Origin of the sequence: Burkholderia sp. Ac-20392, from assembly GCF_017104585.1 — a bacterium.
Lineage (GTDB): Bacteria > Pseudomonadota > Gammaproteobacteria > Burkholderiales > Burkholderiaceae > Burkholderia > Burkholderia lata.
Map to the genome: position 1 here is coordinate 1 of NZ_JAAGPB010000081.1, position 24375 is coordinate 24375.

General features: G+C 65.7%; 23 protein-coding genes. 9 read left to right on the top strand and 14 right to left on the bottom strand.

The window, feature by feature from the left end; all coding sequences use genetic code 11:
• Together G3N99_RS12630 and G3N99_RS12635 are read left to right on the top strand one after the other, a co-directional pair.
• The coding region (locus G3N99_RS12630) for a cobalamin biosynthesis protein CobT (RefSeq protein ID WP_206122539.1) at positions 1-1520 on the top strand (1520 nt) is incomplete at its 5' end.
• A gap of 257 nt (positions 1521-1777) precedes the next feature.
• The gene (locus tag G3N99_RS12635; RefSeq protein WP_206122540.1) at positions 1778-2869 is read left to right on the top strand and encodes an alpha/beta fold hydrolase; all 1092 of its coding nucleotides are present in this window, start codon (positions 1778-1780) and stop codon (positions 2867-2869) included.
• A gap of 46 nt (positions 2870-2915) precedes the next feature.
• On the opposite strand, the gene G3N99_RS12640 is transcribed toward G3N99_RS12635, so the two are convergent.
• From G3N99_RS12640 to G3N99_RS12655, 4 genes are all read right to left on the bottom strand, one after another.
• Positions 2916-4685, bottom strand: a complete 1770-nt coding sequence (locus tag G3N99_RS12640) for a histidine kinase (protein WP_206122541.1) — start codon at positions 4683-4685, stop codon at positions 2916-2918.
• Between the two features lie 80 nt (positions 4686-4765).
• A complete protein-coding gene (locus tag G3N99_RS12645) occupies positions 4766-6187 on the bottom strand; it encodes an HD domain-containing phosphohydrolase (RefSeq protein WP_206122542.1) in 1422 nt (473 codons plus the stop codon).
• A gap of 111 nt (positions 6188-6298) precedes the next feature.
• Positions 6299-6748, bottom strand: a complete 450-nt coding sequence (locus G3N99_RS12650) for a GNAT family N-acetyltransferase (protein WP_206122543.1) — start codon at positions 6746-6748, stop codon at positions 6299-6301.
• A 113-nt stretch (positions 6749-6861) separates the two neighbouring features.
• A complete protein-coding gene (locus tag G3N99_RS12655; RefSeq protein ID WP_241011609.1) occupies positions 6862-7413 on the bottom strand; it encodes a hypothetical protein in 552 nt (183 codons plus the stop codon).
• A gap of 193 nt (positions 7414-7606) precedes the next feature.
• On the opposite strand from G3N99_RS12655, the gene G3N99_RS12660 reads away from it, so the two are divergent.
• Positions 7607-8230, top strand: a complete 624-nt coding sequence (locus tag G3N99_RS12660) for an ABC transporter ATP-binding protein (RefSeq protein WP_206122544.1) — start codon at positions 7607-7609, stop codon at positions 8228-8230.
• Between the two features lie 469 nt (positions 8231-8699).
• Here G3N99_RS12660 and pntB read toward each other — a convergent pair whose 3' ends face one another.
• The 5 genes from pntB to G3N99_RS12685 all read right to left on the bottom strand — a co-directional run bounded on the left by pntB (position 8700) and on the right by G3N99_RS12685 (position 14665).
• Entirely contained in the window at positions 8700-10112 is a 1413-nt protein-coding gene (pntB, locus tag G3N99_RS12665) for a Re/Si-specific NAD(P)(+) transhydrogenase subunit beta (RefSeq protein WP_174938756.1), read from the bottom strand.
• Positions 10113-10125: 13 nt separating this feature from the next.
• A complete protein-coding gene (locus tag G3N99_RS12670; RefSeq protein WP_174933150.1) occupies positions 10126-11718 on the bottom strand; it encodes a Re/Si-specific NAD(P)(+) transhydrogenase subunit alpha in 1593 nt (530 codons plus the stop codon).
• Between the two features lie 562 nt (positions 11719-12280).
• Complete coding sequence (locus tag G3N99_RS12675) at positions 12281-12793, bottom strand: AAA family ATPase (protein ID WP_174989130.1); 513 nt, start codon at positions 12791-12793, stop codon at positions 12281-12283.
• Positions 12794-12845: 52 nt separating this feature from the next.
• On the bottom strand, positions 12846-13649 hold the full coding sequence (locus G3N99_RS12680) for a lipid II flippase Amj family protein (protein WP_174933154.1): 804 nt from the start codon (positions 13647-13649) through the stop codon (positions 12846-12848).
• Positions 13650-13759: 110 nt separating this feature from the next.
• Positions 13760-14665, bottom strand: coding sequence for a LysR substrate-binding domain-containing protein (locus G3N99_RS12685; RefSeq protein ID WP_206122545.1), 906 nt, complete (start codon positions 14663-14665; stop codon positions 13760-13762).
• Positions 14666-14831: 166 nt separating this feature from the next.
• Between G3N99_RS12685 and G3N99_RS12690 the strand changes: the two genes are divergently transcribed.
• The 6 genes from G3N99_RS12690 (at position 14832) to G3N99_RS12715 (ending at position 19147) form a co-directional block, all read left to right on the top strand.
• Positions 14832-15374, top strand: coding sequence for a sugar ABC transporter (locus tag G3N99_RS12690; RefSeq protein WP_206122546.1), 543 nt, complete (start codon positions 14832-14834; stop codon positions 15372-15374).
• 6 nt (positions 15375-15380) lie between these two features.
• A complete protein-coding gene (locus G3N99_RS12695) occupies positions 15381-15707 on the top strand; it encodes a hypothetical protein (RefSeq protein WP_206122547.1) in 327 nt (108 codons plus the stop codon).
• An 18-nt stretch (positions 15708-15725) separates the two neighbouring features.
• Positions 15726-16571, top strand: a complete 846-nt coding sequence (locus G3N99_RS12700; RefSeq protein WP_206122548.1) for an MBL fold metallo-hydrolase — start codon at positions 15726-15728, stop codon at positions 16569-16571.
• Between the two features lie 217 nt (positions 16572-16788).
• Positions 16789-17535 carry an SDR family oxidoreductase gene (locus tag G3N99_RS12705; protein ID WP_174933169.1) on the top strand — a complete coding sequence of 249 codons (747 nt, stop codon included), beginning with the start codon at positions 16789-16791 and terminating at the stop codon, positions 17533-17535.
• A 152-nt stretch (positions 17536-17687) separates the two neighbouring features.
• Entirely contained in the window at positions 17688-18542 is an 855-nt protein-coding gene (locus G3N99_RS12710; protein ID WP_206122549.1) for a DJ-1/PfpI family protein, read from the top strand.
• 122 nt (positions 18543-18664) lie between these two features.
• On the top strand, positions 18665-19147 hold the full coding sequence (locus tag G3N99_RS12715) for an SgcJ/EcaC family oxidoreductase (RefSeq protein WP_206122550.1): 483 nt from the start codon (positions 18665-18667) through the stop codon (positions 19145-19147).
• 93 nt (positions 19148-19240) lie between these two features.
• On the opposite strand, the gene G3N99_RS12720 is transcribed toward G3N99_RS12715, so the two are convergent.
• The 5 genes from G3N99_RS12720 to G3N99_RS12740 all read right to left on the bottom strand — a co-directional run.
• The gene (locus G3N99_RS12720) at positions 19241-20188 is read right to left on the bottom strand and encodes a GlxA family transcriptional regulator (protein ID WP_174989147.1); all 948 of its coding nucleotides are present in this window, start codon (positions 20186-20188) and stop codon (positions 19241-19243) included.
• A gap of 133 nt (positions 20189-20321) precedes the next feature.
• On the bottom strand, positions 20322-20894 hold the full coding sequence (locus G3N99_RS12725; RefSeq protein WP_206122551.1) for an AraC family transcriptional regulator: 573 nt from the start codon (positions 20892-20894) through the stop codon (positions 20322-20324).
• A gap of 3 nt (positions 20895-20897) precedes the next feature.
• Positions 20898-21785 (bottom strand): hypothetical protein, encoded by an 888-nt coding sequence (locus G3N99_RS12730; protein ID WP_174938731.1) that lies wholly within the window; start codon positions 21783-21785, stop codon positions 20898-20900.
• A 71-nt stretch (positions 21786-21856) separates the two neighbouring features.
• The gene (locus tag G3N99_RS12735; RefSeq protein ID WP_206122552.1) at positions 21857-22975 is read right to left on the bottom strand and encodes a porin; all 1119 of its coding nucleotides are present in this window, start codon (positions 22973-22975) and stop codon (positions 21857-21859) included.
• 69 nt (positions 22976-23044) lie between these two features.
• Positions 23045-24375, bottom strand: a 1331-nt coding sequence (locus G3N99_RS12740; protein WP_206122553.1) for a PTS transporter subunit EIIC, incomplete at its 5' end; no start/stop codon positions are given.

A 24375-nucleotide genomic window follows, 5' to 3' on the forward strand; every position in this document is an offset into this window, starting at 1 on the left:
ACCTCTACGCCGCGCGCGCCCGCTTCGGTGCGATCGATGACATCGCCGCGCTGGCGTCGCCCGCAGTGCGGGCCATTGCGCAGGCGATCGACGACCGGCGCGCGGCCGGCCGCCTGGCTGCGATCTATCCCGGCGCGATGACGTTCCTGCGGCGGATGCGCGCGGCGACGGCCGCCGACACGCTCCACCGGTGGCCGCGAATGGCATGGCGCGACCGGCTGGTGTGGCGCATCGAACGTACGCTGTGGGACGAACCGCCGTCCGCCGTCGAGCGCGTGCCGTCGCTCGACGCGACGCTCGTCGCATCGGACGATCTCGTCGACGAAGCGCGCGCCGCGACATCGACGGCCGACAGCATCCGCGCCGCGCAGCGGATCGTCGCACGCGTGCGCGCGCTGGCATCGGCCGGTGCGAACAACATGATGTTCACGGCCGATCCGGGCAGCACGCTCGACAGCGACAGCATCGCCGCCGAATTCGAATCGGACGGACAGGGCGCGCCGGACGACTCGCGTGCGCCGGTTTCGGCCGAATCGGGCGCCGGTGCGATCGCCAACACCGAATCGTCGACCGAAGCGCCGACGCCGGGCGAGGCAATGCCCGGCACGATCCGCCTGTCCGCGGACAACCGGCCGCCGCTGTCGATCCCGCTGACCACCGCGTTCGACACGGTGACGGACTTCACCGGCAAGGGCGAAGCGGCGCGCTGGCACCGCCTGCGAAGCGCGGCCCGCGCGCAGACCGAGCCGCTCAAGCTGAAACTCGAACGCGCGTTGAAAGTGGACGAGCAGACGCGCTGGAAACGCGAACAGGAACGCGGCGAGCTCGACCGGATGGCGCTCGCGCGCCTCGTCACCGCGCCCGGCTATCGCACGCCATTCCGCGTCCGGCGTGCCGCCCCCGGGCGCGACGCGGCCGTCAGCCTGCTGATCGATTGCAGCGGATCGATGGCCGGCAAGAAGATCGAGCTCGCCAGGCTGTGCGCGGCGGCGCTGTGCGATGCGCTGACGCAGCTCGGCTTCGCGTGCGAAGTGCTCGGCTACAGCTCCGTCGAGGATGCCGCGATGCGCGCGCACTACCAGCGCTGGATCGACGCCGGCCGCGATACGTTCGGCTACAACCGGTTCGTCGAACGGCTCGACCTGCGCGTCTACAAGCGATTCGATTCCGACCACCCGAGCGGCCTCGCCTGCATCGAATGCGGCCACGAGAATCCCGACGGCGAGGCGTTGAGCTGGGCCGCCGAGCGGCTGCTGGCGAAGCGGGCGCGGCGGCGAATCCTGATGGTGCTGTCGGACGGCTATCCGGCAACCGGCGACGGCAACCCGGCGATCCTGCGCACCGACCTGCGCGCCCGCGTCGATGCGCTGCGCGAGCGGCGCGTCGAACTGATCGGCGTCGGGATCCTCGACGATTCGGTCGAAACGTTCTATCCGGTCAGCAGCGTGGTCGAGCATCTGCACGAGCTGCCGGGCGCGGCGTTCAGCGTACTGAGCGATACGCTGCTGGATCGGCGCTAGCCCCGCGCGCGACAGGGTCGAAGCAGATTTCGATTCGCACGGGCGTCACATCGGGCGGTGAATATCGTCGATGGCAGCGTCGAATCGCCGCCGTTGCGCAGGCCCCGGCTTGCCGTTGCATTCGATCGGCCGACGGGTTCCGATGCGCACGCGGCCGGCAGCACGAACCTTGCGCCACGCCCCATTTCGATTGTCCACTCGACGGCGGATTCGGCCGCCTCTTCCAGCCACGGTCGGCCGCCGGCAAGAGACTGCACATGCCCAGGAAAAAAACCAGCCTCTGGTTGCGGCATCTCGAACTGCTCTCCGTCGCAACCGGCGCGCGCCCGACGAAGCGCACGAGCAAGCCGCGACCGGCCGCCAAACGGGCGACCAAGCCGGCCGTCACCGCCCGTACCGCCAGACGCACGGGCACCGCGCCTCCCGCCCGCGCACGGACGGACGAGGCGCCCGGCACGTGGCTCCGGTCGTTTCATTCCGCCGGCCCGAGTGCCGGCCGCTACGTGAACCATCTTGCGTACGCGCTGTATCTCCCCGCCGCGCCGGCGACGACGGCCGGCATGCCGGTTGTCGTCATGCTGCACGGCTGCAAGCAAAGCGCGGAATCGTTCGCCGCGGGCACGCGCATGTGCCGTCTCGCCGAGCGGTCGGGGTTCGCCGTGCTGTTTCCCGAGCAAGCCAAGGCGGCTCATGCGCACCGCTGCTGGCACTGGCATGGCGATGCGACGCAGTCCGAAGCCGCGGCCGTTGCGTCGCTGGTCGACGCAATCGTGCGACAGCACGGCTTCGACCGCGACCGGATCTACCTGGCCGGCATGTCCGCCGGCGCCGGGCTCGCCGCAACGCTGGCCATACGGTATCCCGATCGCTTTGCGGCCGTCGGACTGCACTCCGGCCCGGCCATCGCCCCGCCGTCGTCGGCGTTGGCGGCGATGAACCTGATGCGTCGGGGCCTGCGCGACGACCCGATACGCGCGGTCGATGCCTGCGTCGATGTCACGTCCTATCCCGGCATGCCGGCGCTCGTCATGCACGGCGCACTCGATACGGTCGTCACCGACCGGAACGCGACGCAACTCGGCATCGCGTTCGCGCGGCTCAACCGGCTCGTCGACGAACACGGCGCGATCCGCGTCGGCGAGCAACGCATCCATGCACGCGACGACGCCGACTGCATCGACTATCTCAAGGCCGGGCGTCTCGTCGTCAGGGTCTGCATCGTCCGCCGGCTGCCGCATGCATGGAGCGGCGGCGACCCGCGCGAGCCGTTTCATTCCGCCACGGGGCCGGACGCCACCGCGATGTTCTGGCATTTCTTTCGTCGCCAACGCCGCAAGCGACTGCCATGACCGGCGAAAACCGCGCCGGCCCGTGGCGCGCGACGCCGTCACGCGATCACGCCCGTTGCGCCAGCTCGGCCGCGTTCGCGCGATCGCCGGCCCGCCGGATCGGTATCCGGACGCAGAACGTCGTGCCGCGCCCCGGCTCGCTCGTCACGTCGATGGTGCCGCGATGGCGCTTGACGATGCCGTGCGACACCGACAAGCCCAGCCCCGTGCCCTGCCCGACCGGCTTCGTCGTGAAGAACGGATCGAAGATCCGCCGGACGACGTCGGGCGTCATGCCCGTTCCGGTGTCGCTGATCGCGATCGACACCTGCTCGCCATCGCTCGACGTGCGGATCGTGATCACGCCGCGCTCGGGAATCGCATGCGCCGCGTTCACCAGCAGGTTCATGAAGACCTGGTTCAACTGCGACGGCAGGCATTCGACCTGCGGCACGTCACCGTAATCGCGCACGATTTCGGCCTTGTACTTGAGTTCGTTGTGGACGACGTTGAGCGTGCTTTCCAGGCCCGCGCGCAGATCGACCACGCTCCACTCGTCGCTGGCCGGCCGCGAGAAATCGCGCAGGTCCTGCACGATGCGCCGCACGCGCAGCGCGCCGTCGATCGATTCGTCGATCAGCGTCTCGATCTCGCCGCGCACGTAGTCCAGATCCGCTGCGCGGCCCGTCTCCGCCAGCGCATCGCGCGCGGCCGGGTCGAGCTGCGGCAGCGCGGCTTCATGCGCATCGATCACGTCGAGCAGACTCCGCACCCACGTCTTCAACGTATTGAGGTTCGCACTGACGAAGCCGATCGGATTGTTGATCTCGTGCGCGACACCGGCCGCGAGCTGGCCGATCGACGCGAGCTTTTCCGACTGCAGCAACTGCACATGGGTTTCCTCGAGCGCATGCAGCAGGCGCCGCTGCTCCTCCTTCTCCTGTTCGAGCCGCGCCTGCGCCACCTTGCGTTCGTCGATCTCGGTCGCCATGTTCTCGCGCGTCCGCTGCAGCATCGCCGTCGTCTGTTCGTAACGGTGCAGCGCGCGTTCCAGTTCGACGGTACGCAAGCGCACGAGCCGCTCGAGCGTATCGGTCATCCCGCGCAGGAAAGTTGTGCGCGCATCGAATCGGCTCAGCAGCAGCGTGACGACCAGGGTGCCCGTCGTGAACAGCGTGACGGTCGTCGCGAGCCATGGCGTGTCGACCCCGTTCGCGGCCCCGCACCGCGCGCCCGCCGCGAAATGCGCGGCCGCCATCGCCGTGTAGTGCATGCCGGTAATGCCGATCCCCATGACGACAGCCGCGCCGATCCGCTGAGCGGTCGCATGGCGCGCCTGCTGCGCGCGCAGTGCCTGTGCGATCCACAACGCGGCAGTCGACGCGATCACCGCGATGCCGATCGACGCGGCGAACAGCGCGGCATCGTAGCGGATGCCGGGCTGCATGCGCATCGCGGCCATCCCCGCGTAATGCATGCCGGCGATCCCGCCGCCCATCAGCGCGCCGCCCACGAGCAGCCGCCGCCAGCCCAGCCGCGCGCGCGTGACGACCGTCAGTGCGAAGTACGACACGAGCACGGCAATCGCCAGCGACGCGCCCGTATCCGGCAATGCGTAGCCGAGCGGAATCGGCAGCGAAAACGCGAGCATGCCGACGAAATGCATCGACCATATGCCGGTACCCATTGCCACCGCGCCGCCGCCCAGCCACGCACGCTTGAGCTTCGGGTTGTCGAGCAGCGAAATGAAGGCGGCCAGGTCGAGCGTCGTATAGGAGGCCAGCGTCGCGATCGCGAGCGACAGCAGGACGAGCGGGAGATTGTAGGTGCCGTACATGATCGAGCGCCCGAATCGAGGTGAGTGCGTTGCCGCGGCACGAAGTCGCGCACCGCGGCCATCAGGCCGCGCGTCCGGGCTCAGGCCGGCGCCGCGCCCGCATTCGGCGCGCCCTGCGCCTGCTTCGCCGCCGCCTGGCCGGCCAGCACGAGGATGTCGAACGACGTCCCCTCGCGCGTCTCGAAGCGGCGCACGAGCTCGATCTGGTGCGCCGACATCACGCTTCCCTTGGTCATCAGCAGCACGCCGCGATGCGTGCGCAGATCGTCGGCGAGCTGCATGCCTTCGCGCAGCTGCGCGGACTTGATCTCCGCGACGGACGCCGCGATGCCGAGACTCGCCGGGTCCCGCATCAGTTCGATCAGGCCGTCGACGATCTTCAGGTCGTAGCGCACGCCGGCCTGCGAGCGCATCGCGTCGAGCGCCTGCTCGACCGAATGCGGCACACCGATATCGCCGTTGCGCAGCCCCTCGAAATCGCGCGCGATCGCCAGGATTCGCGAACCGAGCGGGATCGAATCGCCCGCCAGGCCGTCCGGCGTGCCGCGTCCGTTGAAGCGCTCGTACTGGTGCAGCACGATCGACGCGACCTTGTGCAGTTGCGCGACCGGCGTCAGCACCATCTGCGCGCGCAGCGGATGCTGCAGGAACAACCCGTGCTCTTCCGCCGTCATCTTCGTGAGCGGCTTGTGCAGCAATTCGTCCGGCAGCGACAGCTTGCCGATGCCATGCAGCAGCCCCGCGAAATAGACGTCCTGCGCATGCAGCTCGCTCATCCCGGAGGCCAGCGCGAGCCGCCGCGCAATCTCGCCGACCCGCATCGCATGCCCGCTGGCCGACCCGCAGCGCAGCTCGATCATGCTCGCGCAGACCTGGACCATCGCGGTGAAACTGCTTTTCAGGTCGCGTTGTGCGGCTTCGAGGAACATCACGGTCTGGCCGAGTTCCTCCGTGCGGGCGCGCACCTGCGTTTCGAGTTCCGTGTTGAAACGGCGCAGCGCTTCGTTCTGCGCCTCCGTCAGCGCGGCCAGCCGGGCCGCCTCGCGCCGCAGGCGCCGCTGCTCCAGCGCGTGTTCGATGGTCAGCAGCAGGTCGTGATCGTCCCACGGCTTGTTCAGGTAGCGATAGACGCCGCCGTCGTTGACGGCCTGCACGACCGACGCGATTTCCGCATAGCCGGTCAGCAGGATGCGCATCGTGTCCGGGTAGAGCGACCGTGCGCGGGCCAGGAACTCCGCGCCGCTCATGCCCGGCATCCGCATGTCGGACACGATCAGGTCGACTTCCGTCGACGTCAGGATCTCGAGAGCCGCCTCGCCGCTTTCCGCGGTCAGGATCTCGTAGCCGGCGGGCCGGAACACGCGCCTGAGCGCCGACAGCACACTCGGCTCGTCGTCGACCAGCAGGATCGACGGTACGCCACCCGCATCGTCGGATGTCGCTCCCGCCCCGGTCGTTTCAGGCGATACCGCATTCAGTCCGTTTGTTGCAGATGTGGTCATGATGGCCTCGGATCATGTATTTATATTCTCTCTGCATCATCGGCATGCGCCGCGCATTCCGTATCCGGGAAAACGCTGATGCGCTCGCCGGAATCGCACCGCGGATGCGATCTACACCGTCGCCGAACCCGGTGCGCGTACGTAGTAGATGTCCCACTCCGCTTCATCGGCCTGCACGAAGCCGTGCCGGGCATAGAAGCGGTTCGAATCGCTGCCGCGCAGCGCGCCGACGCGAACGGGCACGCGCTGCGCGTCTGCGTCGGCAAAGATCCGGTGCAGCACGGCCGCGCCGATCCCCTTTCCCTGGTGCTCGGGCACGATGTACAGATGGTCGAGCAACCAGTGATCTTCCTGCGGCCGGATCACGAAGAAGCCCGCGTTCACGCCATCGACTTCGATCAGGCGGCATAGCGCCGGGTCGAACGACGCGAGAAACCGGTCGCGCGCACGCTGCGGATCGAAGCGGCCGATGCGCTCTAGGCTGTCGCGCATCGCGGCGATGCGGATGGCAACCAGCGTGTCGGCGTCGGATCGGGTGGCGACGGGAAAGGTCAGGTTCATGGGCAGGTTGCGCGCTTGCGGATAAACGCCCGGCCTCTCGGCGCAGGTGTCGAAGCCCACTCGCAACGCCGGCTGGCGGCCGGCGGGCGAACGGGCGACACGAACAACGCGCTTCAGGGCGTCTCGATGCCTTCGGCCCGCGTGGCCAGGAAGCGCAGGTACTTGCCGTCCTCGTCCTCGAACAGCTCCGGCCCGCCGCTCGCATAGGCGCGCATCAGCTCGTCGGCCGCACGGTCGAGATTGCCCAGTTCGAACTGGCACTGACCGAGCCGCAAATGCAGGAACGGGTTGCCGATCGCGTTGGGGAAATGCATCGACTGGGCGAGATTGTCGCGTCCGGCCGCGTAGTCCTCTTGATGGAAATTCACGTCACCGATGGCGGCCATCAGCCAGGTTCCGGCTTCCCAATTGGTCTTGGGTTCGGGAAGCAGGTCGAATCCCGCCCAGAATTTCGCCAGTGCGCCTTCGTAGTCGCCGTCTTCCATCAATGCATCGCCCGCGTCGCTCAGCGCGCCGATCCGTTCGTACAGCGCGTTGTCCAGTTCTGCCATGTCGAGTCCCTGTTCCAGCGTTGAAATCGGCCCGGTGTGGCCGGTGGTTGCGATGCAATCGCTGTGATTGTGTGCAGTTTTGCCGTCCGGGTCGGTCATCCGGCCGGCATTCATCCAGCATACTCGAGCTGTATGACGCGTGCGCCGCGACTTTCGAGCGTATCTTCATGTGCGCGGGCGCACCGCTTGTCGCATTACACTATCTGTCGCAACGCTACGCGTCCCGACAATCCGTGTCGCCGGGCCTGCTGCTTTCCGTAATCCGGGCCGCGCTCACCTGGCAAATTTTCGTTTGATCTACCGATCCATGCTCCGCTTCGACAATCTCGGCAAGCGCTACGACAAGCGCGTCATCTTCAAGGGACTCAACTACGCATCCGGCGCCGGATGCGTGGCGCTATACGACGAAACCGGCAGCGGCAAATCGACGTTGCTCGCGATTCTCGCCGGCACGATCGACGCGGACGAAGGCGAGGTGTGGATCGGCGGCCATTCGCTGCGTACCGCGCCACACGATGCGAAATCCGCGCTGGCGTACGTGCCCGACGATTGCCTCGCGTATCCGCTCCAGACCGGGCGTGAGTTTCTCGATCTCGCGGCGGCCGCCAGGCATGCCGTCGTCGATACGCGCACGCTCGAGCTGGCCGAACGATTCGGGCTTGCGCCGCATCTGGAGAAGCGCTTCGAGCAGATGTCGTTCGGCACGCGCAAGAAACTGTTCCTGACGGCGACGACGCTCGGCTCGCCCGCCGTCGTGATCGCCGACGAACCGGACAGCGGGCTCGATGCCGCGTCGCGTGCGGTGCTGATCGATCTGTTCAAGACATTGGCTGCAGACCGTGTCGTCATCTTTTCGAGTCACGATCCGGCGCTGGCGAACGCCTGCGACGCAAAGGTCACCCGTTTTGCGGACCTTGGATTCACCGGATAGACGGTATCGTCGCGGACGCAGTCACTGGAAGGGGCCGGCGTCGCTGCTGTACGGAGGGAGAAGGAGGAAACGCACCGGCGCCGTTCGAGCGGCGGGTGCGATATCGGCGGCCGGCAAGGCCCGCTTGTCTACTACGTGTTCGTGCGGACAATCTCGACCGCGCTTTTGGCGCAGGACAGCGGCCGACCAAAGCCACTCGGCAACCGGCGAAACTTCTGCAAGCCTCACGCCAATGGTGCGGCAACCGCCCGCTCCAACGGCCTCATTCGCGTTGATCGTCGATCTGCGCACCGACAATCGATCGCTGTCTTTTGCCGAAAGAAACGAAGTGCGAAACGTCCCATCCCGCCCCGCACTTCCGTGACCTTCGCGATGTGCACGGCCGGCGCGCCGGGTCCCGATCAACCGACTGTCCAACACCCCAGCCGGTTATCGTTCGACCCGTGCACGCGCCCGGCCATGCCCTCCGTCAGGCCTTCAACGCGCCAAAGACCTCGTCCAGCATCTTCTTCGCGTCGCCGAACAGCATCCGGTTGTTGTCCTTGTAGAACAGCGGATTGTCGACACCCGCATAGCCGGACGCCATGCTGCGCTTCATCACGATCGAGGTCTTGGCCTTCCACACCTCGAGCACCGGCATGCCGGCGATCGGGCTGCCCGGGTCTTCCTGCGCCGCCGGGTTCACGATGTCGTTCGCACCGATCACCATCGACACGTCGGCTTCGGGGAAGTCGCCGTTGATCTCGTCCATCTCCATCACGATGTCGTAAGGCACCTTCGCCTCGGCGAGCAGCACGTTCATGTGCCCCGGCATGCGGCCGGCCACCGGGTGGATGGCGAAACGCACGTCGACGCCCTTCTCGCGCAGCACCTTCGTGAGTTCATGCACGGTGTGCTGCGCTTGCGCGACGGCCATCCCGTACCCCGGCACGATGATCACGCTCTTCGCATCGCGCAGCAGCTCGGCCGTCTCCAGCGCGCTCACCGCCACCACTTCGCCGGCCGGCTGCGCACTGCCGCCCGCCGCCGCCGGCGTACCGCTGCCGGTGCCGAAGCCGCCGGCAATCACGCTGATGAAGTTGCGGTTCATCGCGCGGCACATGATGTACGACAGGATCGCGCCCGACGAGCCCACCAGCGCACCGATCACGATCAGCAGGTCGTTGCCGAGCATGAAGCCGGTAGCGGCCGCCGCCCACCCCGAGTAGCTGTTGAGCATCGACACCACGACGGGCATGTCCGCGCCGCCGATCGCCATCACCATGTGCACGCCGAACAGCAACGACACCACCGTCATCACGATCAGCGGCGTCATGCCGTCCTGGATCGTCTCCGCATGCAGGAACGCGCGGCCGAACACGATCACGATCACCAGCGCGGCCAGGTTCAGCCAGTGCCGTGCCGGCAACAGCAGCGGCTTGCCGCCGATCTTGCCCGAGAGCTTGCCGAATGCGATCACCGAGCCCGCGAAGGTCACCGCACCGATCAGGATGCCGACGTAAATTTCCACTTCGTGGATCGCGTGCTCGGCCCCCGTGAACTGCACCGACGTATCGATGTAGCTCGCGAAGCCCACCAGGCACGCCGCCAGGCCGACCAGGCTGTGCATCAGCGCAACCAGCTCGGGCATCTGCGTCATCTGCACTTTCTTCGCGGCGTAGAGGCCAACCGCGCCGCCGACGACCAGTGCCGCCACGATGTACGGAATGCCCTCGACCGACACGCGCGGGCCGAGCACGGTCGCGAGCACGGCGATCAGCATGCCGATCATGCCGAGCAGGTTGCCGCGCCGGGCGGTCTCGGGGTTGGCCAGCCCGCCGAGGCTGAGGATGAACAGGATGGCCGCGCCGATATAGGAGACGGTAGTCAGATTGGAAGTCATTGTGGTCGTCTCCTTACTTGCGGAACATCGCCAGCATGCGGCGCGTCACCGCGAAGCCGCCGAACATGTTGACGGCCGTGAGCGTCAGCGCGCCCACCGCCAGGCCCAGGATCAGCCCCGAAGGACGGCCCTCGGCCGCGGCCTCGCCCAACGGCGGCGCGACCTGCACCAGCGCGCCGATCGCGATGATCGACGAGATCGCGTTGGTCACGCTCATCAGCGGCGTATGCAGCGACGGCGTGACGTTCCAGATCACCATGTAGCCGATGAAGCAAGCGAGCACGAACACCGTGAAGTGCGCCAGGAACGTGGCCGGCGCGAACTGGCCGACCAGCAGGAACGCCAGTGCGCCGACGGCGAACACGATCGCGAGCGACTTCGCCGACATCGGCGCGCCGCTGCCGTGGCCATGGCCCTTCGACGCGGCTGCCGCGACCGGCGCTGCCGCAGGCTTCGCTGCGACGACCGGCTGCTGGATCGGCGGCGGCGGCCAGGTGACGTTGCCTTCCTTGATGACCGTGAGGCCGCGGATCGCGTCGTCGTTGAAGTCGACGTTGATCGTGCCGTCCTTGGTCTTGCACAGCTCCTCGACCACGCGCAGCAGGTTGGTCGCATAGAGTGTCGACGACTGACGCGCCAGGCGCGACGCGAGATCCGTGTAGCCGACGATGGTCACGCCATGACGCACCACGGCCTCGCCCGGCACCGTCAGTTCGCAGTTGCCGCCTTGCTCGCCGGCCATGTCGACGATCACGCTGCCCGGCTTCATCGACTGCACCATCTCGGCCGTGATCAGCTTCGGCGCCGGTTTGCCGGGAATCAGCGCAGTGGTGATGATGATGTCCGCCTCCTTGGCCTGCTGCGCGTACATCGCGCGCTGCGCCTGCTGGAAGCCTTCGCTCATCACCTTCGCGTAGCCGCCGCCGCCCGAGCCTTCTTCCTCGTAGTCGACCTTGACGAATTCGCCGCCCAGCGACTTGACCTGGTCGGCCACTTCGGCGCGCGTGTCGTTGGCGCGCACGATCGCGCCGAGGCCTGCAGCGGTGCCGATCGCCGCGAGGCCGGCAACGCCGGCGCCGGCGATGAACACCTTGGCCGGCGGCACCTTGCCCGCGGCCGTGATCTGCCCGTTGAAGTAGCGGCCGAATGCGTGGGCCGCCTCGATGACGGCGCGGTAGCCGCTCACGCCGGCCATCGACGTGAGGGCGTCCATCTTCTGCGCGCGCGACAGCGTGCGCGGCAGCGAATCGATCGCCAGCACCGTGGCCCGCTTCGCGGCCAGCTGCTGCATCAGTTCAGGATTCTGGGCCGGCCAGACGAAGCCGATCAGCGCACCGCCCTCGCGCATCAGCGCGACTTCGTCGCTGCTCGGCGGACGCACCTTGAGGACGATATCGCTGCGGCCCCATAGATCGGCGGCCGTCGGCACGACTTCGGCGCCGGCCGTGCGGTAGTCGTCATCGCTGAAGTTCGCGCCGGTGCCGGCACCGCTTTGCACGGCCACCGAGAACCCGAGCTTGATCAGCTTTTCGACGACGTCGGGAACGGTCGCTACGCGCCGCTCCTCGTGGGCCGTCTCCAGAGGGACCCCAATCTGTAATGTCATATCCTGAACTGTCAGTAGTGGCCGTCGCGAGGAGTTACGGCCTGCGTTTCAAGTCACCCAACTCAATCCGTGTACGACTTTGCTCCGCGCGCAGCTTGGCACTACCGCGCAGATTTCACAAACGATCCATCCTCTAATCGATTGTCTTGTCAGAGCAAACCGGTTCATGCTCTTGCCTGATTATCCTGACGAATATCCGGCGTCTGTTCCGATTGGATAAGACCTACGAAGCATATCCCGTGCCAGCGTATTGCCAAAATTTATATTTTGAATCGGCGCGCATTCAATCCATGAATCCCCTGTCTGGACACAACGGCCCGGCAACCGCCGGCTCGGCCGCCAAAGCCACGCCAGGCCGCACCGTCAACACGCGACTCCGTTTGAAACGCGAATAAACGGCAATCGGCACAAAAGCATGGGAATCGGTTTCATCCGGAATTCTCCGCTTGTTCGCAGAATACGATCTGTCGCGCGCAAACGACATAATCCCTATGGACGATGAGCTTCAGTGCCGGCGAGTTCAAGGGAGAACGCAGCCTGTCCGGCTCAAATCCGGTGACGATCATTCGCGCTGCGCGTCGACGTGGGCACGAATGCGGCGCGCACCTTCCTCCGGCGTACAGGTCGAGGTGTCGATGCGCAGCGCGTACGGCCGCGAATAAGCGGGATGCCCGAACTGGGATCGCGCCATGCCTTCGCCTCGATCCCCTCTCGCGCGTTCGCGCTGTTCGAGGATATCCAGCGGACACGTAACGCCGATGACAAAGGTCTGACGCGGCGACAGCGCGGCAATGCATTCGTCGAGCGCGGACAGATCCCGAAGCACGAGGTCCAGCACGATCTCGAAATGGCTGGCCGCAATCCGCGCGAGCGTCGACTGCAGGTTGAGCTGGTGAAGCCTCAGCGCCTGGTTCAGTTCGTCGTCCGATCGCATGTCACGCCGGCGCGACATTTCGACGAACGCGTCGAGCGACACGTGAAACGTCGGCACGTCCGAGCTCTGCTGGAGCGCCCTTGCCAGACTGCCCTTCCCTGCACTGGTCGGGCCGTGCAATACGACAGCAACGGGTTTCATGGCGATGGTCCGCGGGAGTGATGGCCGGTTGCCCGGTTGTCCGGATACCGCGCTAGATCAGCTCGGCCACGCGCACGATGACGAGCGCGGCCGGAACGAGCACCGCCTGCGCACACAACGTGCCGAGCACGCGCGCACCCGCGAGTGTCGTGATGGCCCGCCGAAAACTGTTCTCCGAGATCCGCCCTTCGATGACGTCGTCGGTCATCACGGAAACCTGCGGATCGATGACGACCGCCAGCACGACGGTCGCGAAACCGTTGATGACGGACGACAAGTTCGCGCATGTCACTCTCAGGTCGGGCTTCAGATAACCCGCATACAGCGACGCGAACACACCGACGGTCCAGATCGCCATCGCGGCAACGTTCAGCGCAATGACGCCCCACGACACGCCGGTATTCGCGGTCAGTTGCGTGACGTTCTGGCTCGAAGGCAGTCGCGCCCCGACGCGGAGAAAGTTGATACCCGCTCGACTGCACGCGTGCAGCACCAGGCGGGGAATCGAGCGGTTCGCCTGGAAGTGTTCGACGGCGCGACTGAAATAACGCTGGAACGTCGGGATCAGGAATGTCCCGACGATGGTCGCCACGGTGGCGGACAGCAGGAACCACCGGAAGTCGGTCAGCAACCCGCTCCCCATCCGCTGCGCGATGTCCATTTCAACGCGTTTCGCGATGAACGGCCCCTGAAACGAATTGGCCGTTCGGGACACGAGCGCGATGATCCCGAACAATGAAAACGACAACGCGATGCGACGCGTGCGCACGCCGGCGATCCGCACGGCATAAGCCAGTGTCGCGATCACATGGATGACGAAGGTAAGCCCGCAGATGATCCAAAGCTGACTGTCCATGCTGGTGCCGCGTGCGTGACGGGATCACGAGTGTACCCGAGCGCGGCCCGCGCCCGGCGCATCAGCCTGGCAAGACCGCCTTCGCAGGAGGAACGGTTGGTCGATGCGTGTCAGGCGCTGCCGTGCGGTGCCGATCCGCGCGCTTCATTCAGCATCCACGTCGCGAAGGCCTGCAACGGCCCTTCGGCCAGTTCGATCGGCTCGGGCAGGACGAGGCAGAAGTTTTTCGTCACCGCCGTGCCGGCCGGCCACGGTGCGACCAACCGGCCCTGCTCGAGCTCCGCGTCGATGTACAGGCGCGGCACCAGCGCGACACCCAGGCCGGCCAGCGCCGCTTCGATCAGCATCGAATGGAGATCGAAGCGCGCGCCCACCGCCGAATTGGTCAGCGCGATGCCGGCCTCCTGCGCATAAGCCTGCCATGCGTCCGGGTTCTGTCGCCTGTGAAGACGCGGCAGTGCATCCAGCGACGGATTCGCCCCGGCGCCGGCGAGCAGCGCCGGACTGCAGACGGGCACCAGCACCTCCTCCAGCAGCGGATGCAGATGCATCCCCGCCCATGCCGGATGCTCGAAATGAATGGCCGCGTCGAAACCGCTCCCGGCCAGCAGGAACGGCTCCATCCGCTCGGCGATATGCACCGTGATGTTCGGATGCCGGTCTTGAAAGTGTTTCAGCCGGGGGATCAGCCAGCGGGTGGCAAAGGTTGGAATGGCGGCGATATCGATGCTCGCGCCTTCGATCGGCTGCCCCATCAGGTACAGGCTGTCGCGTTCGAGCCGATCCAGAATCTCGCGAACCTGCACCGCATATCGCGCACCGTTCGGCGCAAGCCGTACCCGATTGCCGACCCGCTCGAACAGGGTAACGCCCAGGAACGCCTCCAGCCGGCCGATCTGACGGCTGACGGCGCCCTCCGTCCGCGCCAGTTCCTCGGCGGCGCGGGCAAAGCTGCCGTGTCGGGCCGCGGCTTCAAACGCCTGGAGCGCGGAATTGCTTGGGATCTTGCGGGACATGGGCGTCTCGTTGGTCGGGGTGTGTTCGCCGTCAGCTTGAACAAATGTCACTGAAGGCTGACTTTATTTCGTTTTATCGCGCGAAATGGCGAGCTTAGCATTACGTTCATGCACTGAACATCCGACGTTCTCTGAGGGATGTGCATCCTGCCCAAAGGACAATCCAATGATCTACACCGTCGAATGCAGCTTCGCCGACCTCGCCAGCGAAGCCGAATGGAACGACTTCTACAGCCTTGAAAAGCTGCCCGCCCTGATCTCGGTGACGGGGTTTCACACGTCGCAGCGGTTCAAGGCGATCACGAGCGGTTGCCCGGTCTATCTGGCGATCCACACGATCGACGGCCTCGATGTCCTGACCGGCGACGAATATCGCCGGAAAGGCGGCGGCAATTTCGCGAAGTGGCAGCAACACATCACCGACTGGCATCGGAATCTCTACAGCGATATCGGCTTTGCGCCGGCGGTAAAGGAAGGTGAGCACCTCGCCCTGAGTGCCGGCGGGCCGGATTCGCTGATTCGGCTGGGCCTCGAACCGCTGGCCATGCAGGCCGTTGCGCTGGAGAAGTTTCCGGAGCGCCGTTGGCTCGCCGTCGTACCGCGGAACAGCGCGCGGCTTGTCGGCGCGCGCCCGGAAGGCATGCACCTTTATGCGCCGATGACGGAGCAACTGACCAGCACACGCTCCCTTCCGATTGCCCAGGAGTAGACCGCGATGCCGAACGTCACTTTCTCGATCGATGCGACGCGGATGCCGGCTGATGACAGCCTTGCCGAGTTGTCGCGCGATTGCGTCGAGCTCTGTACGCATATGCTCGAGGCCAAGCTCGAGAACGTCCACGTCATTTTTCTGCCGGTTCGGCACGGGCATGGACATCCCGTCTTCGCGGACATCCGCTATCGCGCCGGGCCGACTCGTACACCGGCGGTCATGGAACGATTCATGGAAGCGCTGGATCACGCAATCGTTCGCCGCACGGGCCTGACGGCGCGCATTCGGTGTTTTGGTTACACCGCGTCGAACATTCACGCTCGCAATTAGCCGATTCGGAGAAACACGATGTCCACGCTTACCTTTCCGGTTCAGCAAATCGGGGATGTCACGATTACCGCCGTCAGCGACGGATATCTCACGGCGAGTCTCGACTTCCTGTCGAATATCGATTCGGATGACGCATCAAAAATGCAGCGTGATGCCGGACAAAAAGAGCCAGCGGTCGTTCATATCAATTGCTACGTCGTACGCGGAGCGGGCCGCACCGTGCTCATCGATGGCGGGGCTGGCGGGTTCAAGCAATGGGGTGGCCGACTCCGGACGAACCTGGTGCTTGCCGGTATCGAACCCGCTGCGATCGACACCATCCTGCTGACCCATGCGCATCCCGATCACGTCGGAGGGCTGGTCAATGAGGCAGGACAGGTCGCGTTTCCGAATGCGGAGCTGGTTGTTCATCAGCGAGAGGTCAGGTTCTGGCAGGACGACGGAAACCTCAGTCGCGCCAGCGAGCGGGCTCGCGGCAACTTCGCGAAGGCGCGTCAGGTGTTCGATGCCTATGCCGACAGGCTTCGCCTGTTCGAAGACGGACAAGTGCTCCCCGGCATCGACGCGCTGCCGCTGCCGGGACACACCGACGGACACACCGGATATGTCGTTGAATCGCGCAATCAAGGCCTGCTTGTGTGGGGCGATGTGGTGCATTTCCCGCATATCCAGATTCAGCGGCCGGACGTATCGATTGCGTTCGATCATGACGCGTCACTGGCGGTTGCCACGCGCTCACGCCTTCTCGATCAGGTCAGTTCGGACGGGTTGTTGATCGCCGGCATGCATCTGGGCGAACTCGGATTCGCACGCATCAAGCGGACGAGCGGCGGGTATGGGTTGCTGTACGAGAACGAAGACTGAAGCCGCACGTGTACGGCCATGCAATACCACCGCCTCACGCCGGAATGCATGAGTCACCCGTTTGATCCGAGTGGCGTTTTTTGAGGGTTATACGACCTTTGAGCCATTCACTTCGCGTTCCATACTTCGTGTGGAAGATCGAGCTGAGAAAGGTAAAAAACGCGATTGCGTTTTGAGCTTTCGGCCCGATCCATCACGACGTAGAAAGGAGCAGAAGATGAGGCTTAAAAACAAGTCGGCGTTAATCACTGGCGGTACCAGCGGCATCGGTCTTGCCACCGCGAAGCTGTTCATCGCGGAAGGGGCCCGCGTAGCTGTGACGGGTCGCGACGATGCGGTGTTCGAGCGCGTGCAGGCCGAGCTTGGCGAAAATGCGCTCGTTCTCAAAGGCGATGTCCGTTCGATCCAGGACATGCGGGCGATTGCCACTGAGGTCAACGAGAAGTTCGGCGGTCTGGATATCGTGTTCGCGAACGCCGGCTGGGCGTTCCCGTCCGCGGTCAACGATATCGACGACGCACTCTATGACGAGATCATGGACATCAACGTCAAGGGCGTGGTGTTCACGCTCCAGGCGGTGCTGCCGCAATTGCGAGCGGGCTCGTCGGTCATTCTCAATACCTCGTTCGTCGCGCAGACCGGCAAGCATGGCATCTCGTTGACGGCAGCCGCAAAGGCCGCCGTACGATCGCTCGCCCGCAGTTGGTCGTACGAGTTTCTCGACCGGAAGATCCGCTTCAACGCGATCGCACCCGGCGCGATCGACACACCGCTGCTCTCCAGATGGGGCATGCCGGACGAATGGGTTCGCGACCGCAAGGCCGAGTTCGCCGAAACCATTCCGGTGGGCCGCATGGGCAAGGCCGAGGACATCGCCAGCGCCGCACTCTATCTCGCCAGCGACGAATCCTCTTACGTCGTCGGCACCGAACTGGTCGTCGATGGCGGCGCCTCGCAGCTTTAGCCTGCGGCGCCCGATTCCCGAGCCCTGCGTATCATCGCGGCTCATCCACACACTTGATCTCACGTCCGCCACGCGTTTCGTCGCGGCGGTCATTCCATCCGGCCCAGCCTGGTTGCGCTCGCAGCGGGGCCGACGAGCAAGGAGAAATGATCTTGACCGACAGTAGCGAAAACAATACTTCCGGACAGCCACTCAACAGAGCCGGTCGTTCGCGCCGCGATGTGCTCAAGTTTGGCAGCATCGCCACGCTCGGCGCCGTCCTCGGTGGCGGCGCCCTGCTTGGGCAGGCCACCCCTGCGCTGGCACAGACCGGCAGCGACGGAGCACTTGCCCCGAATGACCCGCTCAATATCCTGATCGTCAATTACGACGGCGGGACGCTGCTCGACTTCGCCGGCCCCAGCGAGATCTTCCATCGGTTACCGAATACGAACGTTCGCTACGCGAGCCTCAACGGCGGCAACGTGACGCTCGAATTCGGCGTCGTGTACGGCAAGACCGAGCGGCTGGCCGATATCGACAAGACGGACGTGCTCCTGGTCCCCGGCGGGTCCGATCTGTCCGCGCCGATGCAACCCGCGTATCAAGCGCAGATCCGGCGCCTGGCAGAGAGCGCGAAGCACGTGACCTCCGTCTGCAACGGATCGCTCGTGCTGGCCGCGACGGGCGTTCTCAAGGGCAAGCGAAGCGCCTGCCATTGGGCCTTCGTCAACAAGCTGGCCGAATATGGCGCCATTCCCGTGCCGGATCGCTTCGTCGAAGACGACAACGGCCGCTTCATGAGCGGCGGCGGCGTGACGGCGGGCATCGACTTCGCACTTCGCGTGGCCGCGAAACTGCGCGGTCAACAAGCCGCCGAATTCACGCAGCTCGTGATCGAGTATGATCCCGCGCCGCCGTTCCACTCCGGCCATCCGAGAGATGCGCGGCCGGAAGTCATCGCGATGGTCGACAAGGAACTGCCTGGTGCATCCAGGGGGCTCGCGCGCATACCGGGCGTTCGTTGAAACGCGGGCAGGCAATGTGCCCCCCATCGACAGACTGCGACGAATACCGCAACCGACATTGCCTGCTTCACCCTTCAATTTTCGTAGTCCTCTCAATTCAAGTCATGCCCGGACATCACTCGATGCAACATGCTCGTATTTTCACTGCGGCGCTTGCCGCCTGCGCCACCTTTTTCGCGTTTGCAGCGCCGGCGACGGCCAGTGGTTCGCAACGCCTGCCCGAAGCGGCCATCAAAGCCGAGAATGCGCGATGGGCGGATGCCTTTGCGCGAGGAGATTACGAGGCGATCGGCCGCCTCTACACCCACGACGGCACGCTCTTGCCGCCCGGAGGCGACAAGGTAACGGGGAGCAGCGCGATCGTCGGGTACTTCACCAAGGGGTATGCCGGATCCAAGCCCGCCACCGTATCGTTCAGCAACTACGAGTTCTACGGTAACGACCGGATCGTGACGGAGGTGTCGGATGCGGAGATCCACGACCACGATGGCAAGCTCAAATACCGCGGCAAGCAGATTCTCGTCTTTCTGAAAGAGGACGGCGTGTGGAAGTTGCATCGCGACATGTGGAACGACTACGGCCCGCTGACGACGGATGGCCATTGAACATCTGGCGATACGAATAGTGGCCGACCCAACGCGCCGCTAGTCCATTGGAAGGACGTTGGCCAGGCCGCACGCTGATCGGCCGGCGGTCGATCAGCGCGCGCCGTTCGATCGGCTCTCGCGTCGAATCGCTTGCGGCGGGTGCCCATGCAGTTTGATGAAGGCCCGCCGCATCCGCTCCGGGTCGGTGAATCCGACAGCCAGCGCAATCTGCTCGATCGGTTCGCTGCCCCCCTGCAGGCGCAGACGCGCCGCTTCGACGCGCAAGCGCTCGACCGCCTTGGCAGGTGTTTCACCGGTTTCCCGGCGAAATGCACGCCCGAACTGTCGCAGACTCAAACTTGCGGCCTCGGCGAGCCGTTCGACCGGCAACGCTTCGGCCAGATGTTCCCTCGCAAAATTCAGCGCGATGCGGATGCGATCCGATTCCGGCTCCATCTGCGACATGGCCGAGAATTGGGACTGACCGCCTGGCCGACGATACGGAACAACCAAAAGCCTGGAGACCTCGCGCGCAACCTCCGCGCCCATATCTCTTTCAATCATGCCGAGCGCCAGGTCGATTCCGGACGCGATGCCCGCCGACGTCCAGATGCGGCCTTCCTCGATATAGATACTGTCGCCCTCGACCCTCGTGCGCGGGAAGCGCGACTGCAGTTGAGCCGCGTATCGCCAGTGCGTCGTCGCTCTCAAACCGTCCAGCAAGCCGGTTTCCGCAAGCAGAAACGCCCCCGTACACACGCTTGCCACCCGAGAGGCTCGCGCGCCGAGTTTCCTGGCGGCGGCGATGTTCTCCGGTGTCTGCATCGGGCCGACATCGCCGCCCACGAACACGACGGTGTCGAACGTGCGCCTTCCGGCCGGCTTCGTTTCGATTGACAGGCCCGTGTTGCCCGGAACCGGGCCGCCAGCCTGCGAGATGACGTGGAGATCATAGGGCGTGTGGCCCGCCGCGGTGGCGACCTGGTTGAAGGCCGACAGCGGCCCGCCCAGATCAAGCGCATCGTAGCCACGGCACACGAAGAATCCGATTCGATGCATGACGAAGTCGTTTACTGAAAACCCCGGAAAGTCGCATTTTATCGAGAACCCTCAAATAGCGCCATTCAGCCTGAAATGAGGGAAAAACGTCGTTTACGACATCGGCCGGGCCAGGATGGAAGTCACTCCCACCCTACTCCGTATTCACCTTCCGCCACTGCATCGGCGACATCTCGTACCGTCCTCGAAACGCCCGACTGAACGCGGCTTCCGGTGTGTACCCCACCCGACCGGCGATATCCGAAATCGGCGCGCGGCTGTACCGCAACAACTCCGCCGCCCGATCGAGGCGCCAGGTCGTGAGATAGCTCAACGGCGCCCGCCCAACGACACGCTGAAACCGGTCCGCAAAGGCAGACCGCGACAGACTCGACAACTCGGCGAGATCACTCACGCTCCACGCACGTCCGGGATCGGCATGAATGGCTGACATCGCCGGGTTGATCCGGCTATCGATCGCACCGGACAGCCACCCGTGCCCGGCCGCGCCCTCTGTCGCCCAGGTGCGCAGCAACTGGACGAAGATGACATCCAGCAATCGGAAGATCATCGCGGCGGCGCCGGCGCGCGGGCTCAATGCTTCGTCGAGGATGAAATGGCAGCTCAGCTCCAGCCACTCGAACGGCCGCTCCCGCGCCCCTTTCAGCACCAGCACCGGCGGCAGCACGGACAGCAACCGTTGCGACAGCCGGTCAGCCCCCTCCATCAATCAGTTGCCTGCGCCGAGACCATCCAGAAACGTCTGCGTCACGCCGACCCATTCACCGGCTCCGCCATTGCTGCTGTTGTATTCGACCGCGGGGTTCTGCCCACCCCAGATCACGAACCCGCTCGCCGTCGTGCCCCTGATGTCGTTCAGCAGGTATTGCCACTGGCTGCCCGGCACGAGCACGGTGTTCCGGTCGTAGTACTGCGGCCACAGATACGGGAACACCGGGTGCGTTCCCGTGCTGCTCAACGCATCCGCCTGTGCGGCCGACGCGATGTTGCGGTTGAGCTGCGTTGCCCAGTCCACGCCCGTCCACGAGTCCGTGCCGTTCGCGCGAATGTACGCGCTCGGGAAATGCGCGGTACGCCCGCCATCGAGATCCATCAGTTCGGCCACGCCCCGATACGCGGCATTCGGATCGGTGCTGCTGATGTGGGCCGTGTTGACGAGCCCATACCAGCCGAGCACGCGATTGGGCCGCACTTCGCGCGCCCATGCCTGCAGCTGCTTGAGTATCGCCAGATGATTCGCGACCGTCGCGCTGCTGCCGGTCAGGTACAGCTCCTCGCAATCGAGCACGAGATAGCCCGGTGCGTCGGCGGGCGTCGGATCGTACGTGTTGATCAGGTTGACCCACGCGCTGCGTGACGGCAGCACGGCGCGACCGCTCGCGTCGACCGTGATCGGCTTGCAGTACCGTGCAGGGATGAAATTGATCCTGACGGCGCCGTGACCGATCGACACGTCGGTATAAGCCGTGTTGTCCAGCACGGAGAACGGCCCGGCGGCCAGCGCCCCCGGTGCGGCAAGGCACGCGCCCAGGGCCAGCAGCGCGGCGGGAAGGCCGATCCGCACGGCGGCCCGGCGAACGAATCCGTTTTTCTTCATGGTCATCACCTCGATCGTTGGATACAGGAAATTCGGCCCGGCATCCGTACCGGGCCGCTCGACGCCGCTCGTCAGAACAGCGTCTCCACGCCGGCATACAGGCCGCTCTGGCCTTGCCCCGGCGGCGGATTGGTGCCCCAGCCGGCGCCGCCCGGCCCGCGCCCCGGGTTCTGCGGATTCACGCCGAAATTCCCCTGCGCGCTGTTGAAGACGTGGGCCGCCATGCTGTAGAGGAAGGTGCGTTTCGACAGGTTGTACATGCAACCCACGCCGAGCATCGTCGTGCGCGCCGCGCCGTCGTGATCGTCGGTCCATCGCCCCGGCCCGACGCGCATCGTGTAGACGGCGCCATGCACGTGCAGCGCGGGATTGACGTCGTACGAGAGCCCTGCCCACCAGAGGTCGGCGCTGTCCGACAGGCCCGCCGGCGTATCCGGCGCCGAATAGTGTGTGTAGGCGGCCTGAACCTGGAACGGGCCGTAGCGGTTGCGGATGCCGACGAACGCTTCACGCGAATAGCGGAACAGGTTGTCTTCCTTGCCCTGCGCGTTGCGAATCTCGTCCCACAGCACGCGCACCTGGAAATCGCCGTTCGTATAGGCGGCCGCGAAGCCGTCCGCCCGCCCGGCCTTGCCGGCATTGTTCGGGTCGCCGGAATTGAAATTGACCGAACTGTTGCCGAGGTTCAACTCCGCCTCGAACGAAAACCCGTGCAGCTCGGGAGACAAGTAGCGAATCCCGTTCGACAGCCGCGACCCGTTGCGATACGCGACGAACGACTGCGCGCCGAAATTCTCTTCGAGCAACGGGTCGAATTCCCACACGTAGTTGTTGACCATCGGCCCCTGGCCGAAGCGGATCGTGCCGAGCCGATCGTTCTTCAGCGCCACCCACGCGGCGCGCTGGAACATCAGCCCGGCCACGAGCGAGCCGGTCGGCGTGAACGCCGACTCGAGCAGGAACATCGCGTGATTACCGTGCCCGAGATCCTCCGTCCCCTTGAAACCCAGGATGTTGACGCCCCAGTCGCTGCCCTCCGCCCATCTCGCGCCCGCGCCGCCGTTCGCCTTCTGCACGTTCGACGTGTACTGCACGTCCCCGCCCAGCCGGCCCCAGACGAGCACGCTCGACTGCGCATGCGCGAACGCGGCCCACGACAGCGCCACGCCCAACAGAATCCCGCGTTTCATGATTTAGTTATCCGAATTGATAGGAACAGCAGCCCGGACGCACCCCGTCGTCCGGCGCTCGATACCCCGTTACAGCGCGGCCGCGACGGCGGGCTGGCTCTCCGTGCCGTCCACGCCGCTCGTGCCGTCGGCGCGCCGCTGCGCGTCGCTCAGGCCGAAGAACCAGGTCAGCACGAAGCCACTCGAATACGCGACCGCGACCGCCGCGCAGTAGGTCGCGACGCTCGCCACGAGCCCCATCGGCCCCGTGACGAGCGGGATCAGCATCAGGTTGGCCGGACCGATCGTCGTCGCCCCCACGTCGTGCCCGTGTGCGGCGCAATAGCCGAGCACGAGCGCACCCATCCCGCCGCCCAGCGACGCCGTGATCAGCGGGCGGCCGAGCGGCAGCGTGACGCCGTACAGCAGCGGCTCGCTCACGCCTAGCATGCAGGTCGGCAACGTATTCCGGATCGTCTGCTTCAGGCGCGGGTCCCGCGTGCGGAAATACAGCGCGAACGCGGCGCCCGCCTGCCCGCATCCGGACATTGCGAGAATCGGGAACAGCGCGGTGTAGCCGTACTGCGCGATCAGTTGCGCGTGGATCGGAATCAGCGCCTGATGCAGGCCGAACATCAGCAGACCCACGAACGACGCGGCCAGCACGAACGCGGCCGGCATGCCACCCGCGCGCAGCAGGGTCGCGGTCAGGCTGCCGACCGCCTGCGTCAGCAACTCCGCGACCGGCATGATGACGAACAGCGTTGCGATGCCCGCGAGCCCCAGCGCGACGGTTGGCGCGAGCAATGTCTGGGCGGCCGATGCGATGCGCGCGCGCACGCTACGCTCGATGCCGGCCGTCAAGGCGCCGGCCAGCAGCGCGCCCATCAATCCGCCCTGCCCGGGCTTCAGCGCGATTTCGCCGATGATCGGCAGCGCGAATGCGGGCAGCTTCGCGATCGCGGGCAGGATCAGGATGCCCGCGGTCGCGCCGCCGATGCATGGCGTGCCGCCAAATTCAGCGGCCGCGTTCATGCCGACCTGGATGACGAGGAACGCGAAAAACGCCGACCCGATGATCGATGCGACCGTCGCGGCGAACGTCAGCGTGCCGGCGCTTCCAACAGGCGCCTGCGCAGCCCACACCTTCAACAGCCCGGCGATCGCGTTGAGCAGGCCCGCGCCGATCAGCGCAGGAATGAGCGGCGTGAAGATACTCGCGATGCGCCGCAGGAACCGGTGCGCGGCCGTGTTCCTGCGGGCGGGGCGAGCGGCCGGCTCGCGCGTGCCGGTGGCTGGCGCGGCCGCAGCGGTCACGGCGGGCACGGCGGCCGGGCGGCCGGAAGCGGCCGGTACGGCCGCGGCTCGCGCCGGCTGCTCGGTCAGGCGGGCGCGAAAGGGGGGCGACGACGGGACGAACA

Excerpts from the sequence above, each read along its gene's own strand:
- G3N99_RS12635 (WP_206122540.1), top strand. The coding sequence starts at position 1,778 with ATGCCCAGGAAAAAAACCAGCCTCTGGTTGCGGCATCTCGAACTGCTC.
- G3N99_RS12640 (WP_206122541.1), bottom strand. The coding sequence starts at position 4,685 with ATGTACGGCACCTACAATCTCCCGCTCGTCCTGCTGTCGCTCGCGATC.
- G3N99_RS12645 (WP_206122542.1), bottom strand. The coding sequence starts at position 6,187 with ATGACCACATCTGCAACAAACGGACTGAATGCGGTATCGCCTGAAACG.
- G3N99_RS12650 (WP_206122543.1), bottom strand. The coding sequence starts at position 6,748 with ATGAACCTGACCTTTCCCGTCGCCACCCGATCCGACGCCGACACGCTG.
- G3N99_RS12655 (WP_241011609.1), bottom strand. The coding sequence starts at position 7,413 with ATGAATGCCGGCCGGATGACCGACCCGGACGGCAAAACTGCACACAAT.
- G3N99_RS12660 (WP_206122544.1), top strand. The coding sequence starts at position 7,607 with ATGCTCCGCTTCGACAATCTCGGCAAGCGCTACGACAAGCGCGTCATC.
- pntB (WP_174938756.1), bottom strand. The coding sequence starts at position 10,112 with ATGACTTCCAATCTGACTACCGTCTCCTATATCGGCGCGGCCATCCTG.
- G3N99_RS12670 (WP_174933150.1), bottom strand. The coding sequence starts at position 11,718 with ATGACATTACAGATTGGGGTCCCTCTGGAGACGGCCCACGAGGAGCGG.
- G3N99_RS12675 (WP_174989130.1), bottom strand. The coding sequence starts at position 12,793 with ATGAAACCCGTTGCTGTCGTATTGCACGGCCCGACCAGTGCAGGGAAG.
- G3N99_RS12680 (WP_174933154.1), bottom strand. The coding sequence starts at position 13,649 with ATGGACAGTCAGCTTTGGATCATCTGCGGGCTTACCTTCGTCATCCAT.
- G3N99_RS12685 (WP_206122545.1), bottom strand. The coding sequence starts at position 14,665 with ATGTCCCGCAAGATCCCAAGCAATTCCGCGCTCCAGGCGTTTGAAGCC.
- G3N99_RS12690 (WP_206122546.1), top strand. The coding sequence starts at position 14,832 with ATGATCTACACCGTCGAATGCAGCTTCGCCGACCTCGCCAGCGAAGCC.
- G3N99_RS12695 (WP_206122547.1), top strand. The coding sequence starts at position 15,381 with ATGCCGAACGTCACTTTCTCGATCGATGCGACGCGGATGCCGGCTGAT.
- G3N99_RS12700 (WP_206122548.1), top strand. The coding sequence starts at position 15,726 with ATGTCCACGCTTACCTTTCCGGTTCAGCAAATCGGGGATGTCACGATT.
- G3N99_RS12705 (WP_174933169.1), top strand. The coding sequence starts at position 16,789 with ATGAGGCTTAAAAACAAGTCGGCGTTAATCACTGGCGGTACCAGCGGC.
- G3N99_RS12715 (WP_206122550.1), top strand. The coding sequence starts at position 18,665 with ATGCAACATGCTCGTATTTTCACTGCGGCGCTTGCCGCCTGCGCCACC.
- G3N99_RS12720 (WP_174989147.1), bottom strand. The coding sequence starts at position 20,188 with ATGCATCGAATCGGATTCTTCGTGTGCCGTGGCTACGATGCGCTTGAT.
- G3N99_RS12725 (WP_206122551.1), bottom strand. The coding sequence starts at position 20,894 with ATGGAGGGGGCTGACCGGCTGTCGCAACGGTTGCTGTCCGTGCTGCCG.
- G3N99_RS12730 (WP_174938731.1), bottom strand. The coding sequence starts at position 21,785 with ATGAAGAAAAACGGATTCGTTCGCCGGGCCGCCGTGCGGATCGGCCTT.
- G3N99_RS12735 (WP_206122552.1), bottom strand. The coding sequence starts at position 22,975 with ATGAAACGCGGGATTCTGTTGGGCGTGGCGCTGTCGTGGGCCGCGTTC.